General features: G+C 59.5%; 10 protein-coding genes. All 10 read left to right on the top strand.

All coding sequences use genetic code 11. The features are described 5' to 3' along the window. Positions 1–149: 149 nt before the first annotated feature. The 10 genes from ACH2ED_RS04400 (at position 150) to ACH2ED_RS04355 (ending at position 7,193) form a co-directional block, all read left to right on the top strand. Positions 150–1,382, top strand: a complete 1,233-nt coding sequence (locus ACH2ED_RS04400; protein WP_395088996.1) for a Gfo/Idh/MocA family protein — start codon at positions 150–152, stop codon at positions 1,380–1,382. Positions 1,383–1,414: 32 nt separating this feature from the next. Continuing rightward, positions 1,415–1,822: a hypothetical protein gene (locus ACH2ED_RS04395; RefSeq protein ID WP_395088995.1), complete on the top strand. Its 408-nt coding sequence runs from the start codon at positions 1,415–1,417 to the stop codon at positions 1,820–1,822. A 106-nt stretch (positions 1,823–1,928) separates the two neighbouring features. After that, positions 1,929–3,386 (top strand): signal recognition particle protein, encoded by a 1,458-nt coding sequence (gene ffh, locus ACH2ED_RS04390; protein WP_395088994.1) that lies wholly within the window; start codon positions 1,929–1,931, stop codon positions 3,384–3,386. Positions 3,387–3,411: 25 nt separating this feature from the next. Further along, positions 3,412–3,669: a 30S ribosomal protein S16 gene (gene rpsP, locus ACH2ED_RS04385; RefSeq protein ID WP_309686697.1), complete on the top strand. Its 258-nt coding sequence runs from the start codon at positions 3,412–3,414 to the stop codon at positions 3,667–3,669. Positions 3,670–3,716: 47 nt separating this feature from the next. Next, positions 3,717–3,947, top strand: coding sequence for a KH domain-containing protein (locus ACH2ED_RS04380; protein ID WP_309686700.1), 231 nt, complete (start codon positions 3,717–3,719; stop codon positions 3,945–3,947). 26 nt (positions 3,948–3,973) lie between these two features. Beyond that, positions 3,974–4,459 (top strand): ribosome maturation factor RimM, encoded by a 486-nt coding sequence (gene rimM / locus ACH2ED_RS04375; RefSeq protein WP_395088993.1) that lies wholly within the window; start codon positions 3,974–3,976, stop codon positions 4,457–4,459. Between the two features lie 3 nt (positions 4,460–4,462). Further along, the gene (trmD, locus tag ACH2ED_RS04370; RefSeq protein WP_395088992.1) at positions 4,463–5,293 is read left to right on the top strand and encodes a tRNA (guanosine(37)-N1)-methyltransferase TrmD; all 831 of its coding nucleotides are present in this window, start codon (positions 4,463–4,465) and stop codon (positions 5,291–5,293) included. A gap of 69 nt (positions 5,294–5,362) precedes the next feature. Then, entirely contained in the window at positions 5,363–5,746 is a 384-nt protein-coding gene (gene rplS / locus ACH2ED_RS04365; protein ID WP_395088991.1) for a 50S ribosomal protein L19, read from the top strand. A gap of 47 nt (positions 5,747–5,793) precedes the next feature. Then, positions 5,794–6,633 (top strand): signal peptidase I, encoded by an 840-nt coding sequence (gene lepB, locus ACH2ED_RS04360; RefSeq protein ID WP_395088990.1) that lies wholly within the window; start codon positions 5,794–5,796, stop codon positions 6,631–6,633. Beyond that, positions 6,630–7,193, top strand: a complete 564-nt coding sequence (locus tag ACH2ED_RS04355) for a ribonuclease HII (RefSeq protein ID WP_395088989.1) — start codon at positions 6,630–6,632, stop codon at positions 7,191–7,193. The genes lepB and ACH2ED_RS04355 overlap by 4 nt, the downstream gene beginning before the upstream one ends. Positions 7,194–7,200 lie beyond the last annotated feature (7 nt).

Raw genomic sequence — 7,200 nt, 5'->3', positions numbered from 1 at the left:
AGGAATCTGACTTTACCATCTTGATCTCTTGTACCCCCTTCGCGGAGCCGGAGGGGGTCGGCGAAGCCGGGGGGAGGCAAAAACTGAATAGCCGTGCTAGAGTTCGAGTTCAGGAAGGATTAGCGGATTGCACTGTCGAAGGGGACGGCATGGAATTTAATCGTATTCAAGGGGCCAACAACCGGATCGTGTTGGGACTGATCGGCTGCGGCGGGATGGGCGCGGCCAACATGCGCAATCTAATGGACAAAACGGGTGTCGAGGTGGCGGCGCTCTGTGATGTGGACACGGGGCGCATGGGCGGTGATATTGCCGAGGTCGAGAAGAAGTACGGGCGCAAACCGGAGATCTTCCGCGACTACCGCAAGATGCTGGAGCGCAAGGACATTGATGCGATTATTGTCGGGACGCCCGATCACTGGCACGCGCTGAACTTAATCCATACCGTGGAATCTGGCAAAGATGCCTACTGTGAGAAGCCCATCTCCCATAACTTAGTCGAGGCGCGGACAATGGCAAAGGCCGTGGCGTATCACAAGAAGATCGTCCAGGTCGGGACGTGGCAGCGCAGTGGAAAAGAGTTCACCGACGCCATTTCTTTCGTGCGCAACAACAAGCTCAAGAGCAAGATTGTTTTAGTGCGTGCGTGGCGCACCGATGGTTCACAAGTGGGCAATGAGAAGCCCTCGGCACCGCCTGCGAGCCTCGATTACGATATGTGGGTTGGACCCGCTGCCATGACGCCCTATGCGGCCAACCGTGTGCACGGCAACTGGCGCTGGTTTCTGAACACCGGCACCGGCATGACTGGCGACTGGGGCGTCCACATGCTGGATATCGCACTTCTCGGGATGAGCGCGACCAACCAGGACCTCGTGATGCCCGTCTCCGTGAGCGCCTACGGCGGCAAGCTGGCCTACCCGACCGATGACCGCACCGCTCCCGATACCGTGGAGGCGATCTTCAAGTTCAAGAACCCAGACTTTGTGATGCAGTGGTCCACGGGCCGCGACTACCCCGACAAGCCGGACTGTGGCGTGGAGTTCGTCAGCGCCGACGGTAAGTTCGTCCGTGTCTGGCGCGGCGGTTGGTCAGTGCATGCTCCGGGCGGCGAGCTGATCCCCAAAGAGGGCTCGCCAGCGGTTGGGGATCACTGGCAAAACTGGCTCGATGGTGTCAGAGGCCGCCAGCAGACCCGCTCCAGCCTCGCGTCTATGGCGCAGACCACCGCCGTCTGCCACCTCGCCAATATCGCCTACCTGTGCGGCGAGACGGTGCATTTCGACAAGGCGACAATGGATCTGGTCGGCAAGACAGGCCGCGATACCACGTCGTACTGGCGCGAGTACCGCAAGTCCTGGAAGCTGCCGGTCTACAAGTAGAACATCCCTCAGGGAGCGGATAAAAGAGTCCTATGCAAGTCCAACAACAACGTAACCAACGCCCTCCCAAACCCCGCTGGCGTCTGAGTCTGGGAGAGTGGGTGACTCTGCTGCTCAATGTTCTGGTAGCAGGCTTCAGCGGATGGCTCGGATGGTTCAAATATTTAAGTAAGGACACTCTCTATGGCGGTGCCCTACTCCTCATTGCCCTGGGAGCCGGGCTGACGAGCCTTCTTTTACTCCTGCGCCAATTGCGACTTGCAGGGTGGTTTCAATGGATGGTGGCTCTGGGGATTTGTCTCTTTACCGCCCTACTTATCTACGACAGGCAACTTAACTCACTGCAGGTCAATGTGGTCGTCTTTGTCGTCGCACTGGCTTTGCTATTACTCTTCCTCGTTTCGGGGCGGTTTCTGCGAACGATGGACGACGAGGCGTAGCCGTATTTGACAGCGCCGCTATCCTCCGATACACTGTCACTTGCGCCCGTGGCCCGGCCCCGTTCTTCGGCGGCCGGGCTTTGTGCTGTTTTTAGAAAAGACGACTATGTTTGAGGCTCTCGCAGAAAAACTTCAGAATGCCTTCGCCAAACTACGGGGGAACCAAAAACTCACGGAGGCGGATGTTGACGCCGCGCTCCGCGAGGTGCGTATGGCCCTGCTTGAGGCGGATGTCAACTTCAAAGTCGTCAAGAACTTCGTCGCACGGGTCAAAGAGCGCGCACTGGGCGAGGGCATCCTGGAGGGTTTGCAGCCCGCGCAAATGGTCATCAAATTTGTTCATGAGGAGATGATCGCCACCCTCTCCGGCACCGATGCCGAGGGCAAGCCACTCACCGAAGCGATTCCTCTGACGATGGCGAGTAAGCCCCCCACGGTCTTGATGCTCTGCGGCCTTCAGGGCGCGGGCAAGACGACTCTGGCGGGAAAGCTCGGGGCGCACCTGAAGAAGCTGGGTCGGCAGCCTTTGTTAGTTGCGTGTGATCTCCAGCGCCCGGCTGCCGTCAAGCAGCTTGAGATTGTCGGTGAGCAGGTAAAAGTGCCTGTTTTCTCCCAGACAGCAGGCAAGACACCCGTTCAAGTGGCTGTGGAGGCTGTGGAGTACGCCAAACAAAACCGTCTGGATGTGGTGATCCTTGATACTGCCGGACGGCTACACGTGGACGAAGCGCTCATGGAGGAGCTCAAGTCCCTCAAGGCCCAGACAAAGCCCGATGAAATTCTTTTAGTTCTGGATGCCATGACGGGTCAGGACGCGGTTAATGTCGCCACCCAGTTCAACGATCTCTTAGAAGTGGGCGGGTTTGTTCTTACCAAAGTGGACGGCGACGCCCGGGGCGGAGCCGCGATCTCCGTGCGTGCCGTGGTGGGCAAGCCCATCAAGCTGGTGGGAATCGGGGAGAAGCTCGATGCTCTGGAGGTCTTTCATCCTGAGCGCATGGCCAGCCGCATTCTAGGGATGGGCGATGTCCTAACTCTGATCGAGAAGGCCGAAGCTGCCGTTGACGAGAAGCAAGCCGCCGCGATGGAGAAGAAGCTCAAGGGCGGTAAGTTTGACTTCGAGGACTTCCTTTCCATGCAGCAGCAAATGAAGCGCCTCGGGCCACTGGAGCAGCTCTTCAAGCTCCTGCCCGGTGTGGGTGCGCAGCTCAAGGATGTTGACTGGTCGGTGCCGGAAAAAGAGATGGCGAAGGTGGAAGCGATTATTCGCTCCATGACCGCCAAGGAGCGCCGCAGTCCGGAGCTCATCAATGGTTCGCGGCGCAAGCGGATCGCTGCCGGAGCCGGTGTGAGTGTCCAGGAGATCAACCAGCTCCTGAATCAGTTCGAGCAGATGCGGCGCATGATGCGCGCCATGTCCAGCGGAAAAGGAATGCCCGGGATGCCAGGAATGCCGCCTATGCCGGGAATGCGGGGGATGTCAGGCATGCCTGCGGGCAACCCCAAAAAGAAAAAAGGCGGTGGCTCGGGTGGCGGAGGCCGCTTTAAGCTACCGTTTCGGTAAAATACCTAAGGAACAATTATCTACAATGGTCAAGATTCGTCTGCGCCGCGATGGCGCCAAAAAGAAACCGTTTTATCACGTCGTCGCCGCTGATGTGCGGCGCGCCCGTGATGGACGCTACATCGAGCAGCTCGGGTACTACAACCCCATGGTTGCCGCGGATGTGGAGCCCATCATGGAACTCAAGGAGGAGCGACTGCGCTATTGGCTTAGCGTGGGAGCACTGCCGACCGAAAAAGTGGCAGCAATCCTTCGCAAACAGGGGATCCTACCCTCCGCTTAGAGAGGGACGACCCAAATCCGCCGGAAAGTAGGATAAAAGTAGAATACGTGAAAAGTACAGTCGAATATTTGGTGAAGGCACTGGTAGACTCTCCGGATGACGTTCAAGTGGACGAGATCCCGGGTGAAGAAGCCACCACCTACGAAGTGCGCGTTGCCGCGGATGACCTGGGTAAGGTCATCGGAAAGCAGGGGCGGATAGCCAACGCTCTGCGTACCATCGTCAAGGCGATTGCCATGAAGGACAAGCGCAAAGTCTACGTCGAAATCGTAGCCTGAGCGCGCCGAACACGAGAGGGGCTGTGATGGAAAGCGACAAACCCGTTTTGATCGGAGAAGTCACTGCCCCCTTCGGCATGAAGGGGGAGGTTAAGCTCCGCCCGTATCTGGATGACCCAAAGGCACTGGTGGGCAAGACATTCTTGCTCAACGGCCACCCGAGTCGTGTCCAGAGTGTCCGTATTCACCAGGGAATTCCGCTCGTCCTCTTCGAGGGCACCGACCGTAGCGCCGCTGAGGCGCTCCACGGCACCCAACTGTTTCTACTCAAGTCCGAGCTCCCCGTGCTTCCTGAGGGCGCGTACTACGACTGGCAGCTCAAGGGCCTCACGGTCGCGACAGAGTCCGGCAAGGACCTGGGAGTGCTGGAGACGATCCTGTACAACCCAGCGGCAAACGATGTGTATGAGACCAGCCTGGCACTAATTCCTGCTCACACCCAGTTTGTTCTCTCCGTGGATCTGGAACGAGGCCGGATGACTGTCTCCGACGATCCTGGCCTCTTAAAGTAAGTGATGCGGGTCGAGATAGTGACGCTCTTTCCGGAGCTGATTGAACAGGCGACGGGCCACTCGATCCTGGGGAGAGCGCAGGCCGGAGGCTACTTAGAGCTTGTCTGTGTGAACCCACGGGACTTCACCCAGGACCGTCACCGCACCGTAGACGACTGTCCGTTTGGCGGCGGGGCGGGCATGGTGATGAAGGCCGAGCCCTTGGTCGCTGCCATCGAGGCGGCAACGGGGGGTGACACGAGCATTCCGGTGCTCCTCACCGCGCCGGATGGCGAGCCGTTCACCCAGGCGCTCGCTCAGGAGCTGGCAAGTCTGCCACGCATTGTGATTGTCTGTGGTCACTACGAGGGCATTGATGAGCGGGTGCGGGACGGCTGGATCACGCGCGAGATCTCGCTGGGAGACTATGTGCTCACGGGCGGTGAGCTCGCGGCACTGGTCCTGCTGGATGCGAGCGTGCGCCTGCTGCCCGGGGTTTTGGGCAATGCATCGTCGGCGCAGGAAGAAAGTTTTGAGGGGGGGGTGCTGGAGTACCCACACTACACCCGCCCGGCGCTCTTTAAGGGACGTGGCATTCCTGAGGTACTGACCTCCGGGCACCATGCCAATGTCGCGAAATGGCGTCGGACCCAGGCACTGGTGCGTACCCGTATGCGCCGCCCGGACTTGTGGGAAAAGCTGCTGCCGCTGAGCAAAGCGGACCAGAAACTTCTGGCCGCTCATGATGCTCAGACGGCACAAGACGAGGCTTCGGCCTCCCGAGAAGAGGCACAAGCCTCAGCACGGGCGGAGCAATCCGTCCGGGTGGACGAACCTGTGTCCAATCCGGAGTGAATCTTCACTACCGCGAGGAGACCGCCAGGGGACGCCTCCAAAGAAACTAAATTTGTTTGGGAGACGTATATGAGTAAAGTGAACGCAACTGCGATCCGTGATATCGAAGAGGCGCAGAAGAAAGCCGATGTGCCTAGCTTCCGTGGCGGCGACACCGTGCGCGTCCATGTGAAGGTTATCGAGGGTGGCAAAGAGCGTGTCCAGGTCTTCGAGGGCGTGGCGCTCAGTCGCCACGGTGCGGGTATCCGCGATACCGTCCTGGTCCGCAAGGTCGCCAGCAACGGAGTCGGGGTGGAGCGTACTTTCCTGGTACACTCGCCGCGCATCGAGAAGATCGAAGTAACCCGGCGAGCCGCGGTTCGTCGTGCCAAGCTGTACTACCTGCGTGGTCTGGTCGGCAAGGCAACCCGTCTGAAGGAAGACCGCAACGGTCGCTTCAGCCGCAGCAACTAAACATTCAAGAACTCCCCCGTGTGCGGGGGCCAGGGGGCTTACAGACAATGGTGGAGACATGGACAGAGCGCATCGCGAATCTTTCCGTGCCCACCATTGTCTTGCTCCTCGGTGGGCTTACGGCTCTGCGGCTGGTGCTTCGTGCACTGCGGCGGAGCTTTTTTCTTTTTCTCTCCGAGCTGACCGAGTCCGCGATGCTGGCTGTCGCGCTGGTCTTCTTGCTGCTGCGTCCTTTTGTGCTCCAGACCTACCATATCCCTAGTGGCTCGATGCACCCCACGCTGCGCGAGGGGGATCACCTGGTAGTCAACAAGCTCCTCTACCGACTGCGCGCACCGCGTCGGGGAGAGATTATCGTCTTCCGTGCCCCCCACGAGGCGGACAGGAATGAGCCTGAGTACATTAAGCGTCTGATCGGTCTGCCCGGCGACACGATAGAGGTCAAAGAGGGCTATGTCGAAGTGGAGGGAATCCGCTACTTCCACGCTGACATTCGCGGCATTTTAGGCATCCCAAGTACCGAGGCGAGTGAGAATGGCCCGGCGGACGTACCGCTTCGGCTGACGCGTGAGGGCATCCATGCCGGCAACCAGACTGTCTCCGCCGCAGAGTTCGCCACCCGTGTGGGCCGCCGCGACACCAAGGTGGAGATTCAGCCGGGACAGGTTCTACGCAACCACGTGCCACTGATCGAGAATCATGTCGCCGAGGATCCCGAGTACCATCTGGATCCCTATGTCGTCCCTGAAAACAGCTACTTTGTTTTAGGCGACAACCGCAACCAGTCCCACGACTCCCACGAGTGGCAGGAGCTTCCTGCAAACCGGGTGATCGGGCGCGCGGAAGTCGTCTTCTGGCCGATCAGCCGTCTTCGACGCACACGATGATATGCGGAATTGACGAAGCGGGGCGCGGCTGCTTGGCGGGCCCCGTGGTCGCCGCCGCTGTGATTCTCCCCAAAGATTTCGACCCGACCGGCATTGGCGACTCGAAAAAACTCACGGCAAGGCAGCGCGAAAAAGCCTACGAGCGGATTGTGCGGGAGGCGCTGAGCTTTGGGATTGGGCAGTGCACGGCGGAGGAGATAGATAAAATCAATATCTTGAGAGCTACCCACGAGGCCATGCGTCGCGCCCTAGCGGCGCTCACTCTCGCTCCAGAGCTGGTGCTCGTGGATGGCCTGCCGGTTCCCAACTTACACGCAAACTGCCGTAATCTGATCGGCGGAGATGCGCTGGATGTCTCGATTGGGGCCGCTTCGATCCTAGCCAAAGTCACCCGGGATCGCCTACTCGTCGCCTACGATATACAGTGGCCGGAGTACGGTTTTGCGGGCCACAAAGGCTACGGAGCTGCCACCCATCTTGCTGCACTCGACAAACACGGCCCCTGCCCCATTCATCGCCGCACGTTTGGCCCGGTCGCACAGCTCGCGCTGCGGTTCTAGCCGGCGC

The organism is Armatimonas sp. (assembly GCF_043757465.1).
Classification (GTDB): Bacteria; Armatimonadota; Armatimonadia; order Armatimonadales; family Armatimonadaceae; genus Armatimonas.
This window is presented reverse-complemented; position numbering and strand designations above follow the sequence as displayed.

Coding starts and splice junctions, on each gene's coding strand:
- trmD (WP_395088992.1), top strand. CDS start 4,463: ATGCGGGTCGAGATAGTGACGCTCTTTCCGGAGCTGATTGAACAGGCG.
- rimM (WP_395088993.1), top strand. CDS start 3,974: ATGGAAAGCGACAAACCCGTTTTGATCGGAGAAGTCACTGCCCCCTTC.
- ffh (WP_395088994.1), top strand. CDS start 1,929: ATGTTTGAGGCTCTCGCAGAAAAACTTCAGAATGCCTTCGCCAAACTA.
- ACH2ED_RS04400 (WP_395088996.1), top strand. CDS start 150: ATGGAATTTAATCGTATTCAAGGGGCCAACAACCGGATCGTGTTGGGA.
- rpsP (WP_309686697.1), top strand. CDS start 3,412: ATGGTCAAGATTCGTCTGCGCCGCGATGGCGCCAAAAAGAAACCGTTT.
- rplS (WP_395088991.1), top strand. CDS start 5,363: ATGAGTAAAGTGAACGCAACTGCGATCCGTGATATCGAAGAGGCGCAG.
- ACH2ED_RS04395 (WP_395088995.1), top strand. CDS start 1,415: ATGCAAGTCCAACAACAACGTAACCAACGCCCTCCCAAACCCCGCTGG.
- lepB (WP_395088990.1), top strand. CDS start 5,794: ATGGTGGAGACATGGACAGAGCGCATCGCGAATCTTTCCGTGCCCACC.
- ACH2ED_RS04355 (WP_395088989.1), top strand. CDS start 6,630: ATGATATGCGGAATTGACGAAGCGGGGCGCGGCTGCTTGGCGGGCCCC.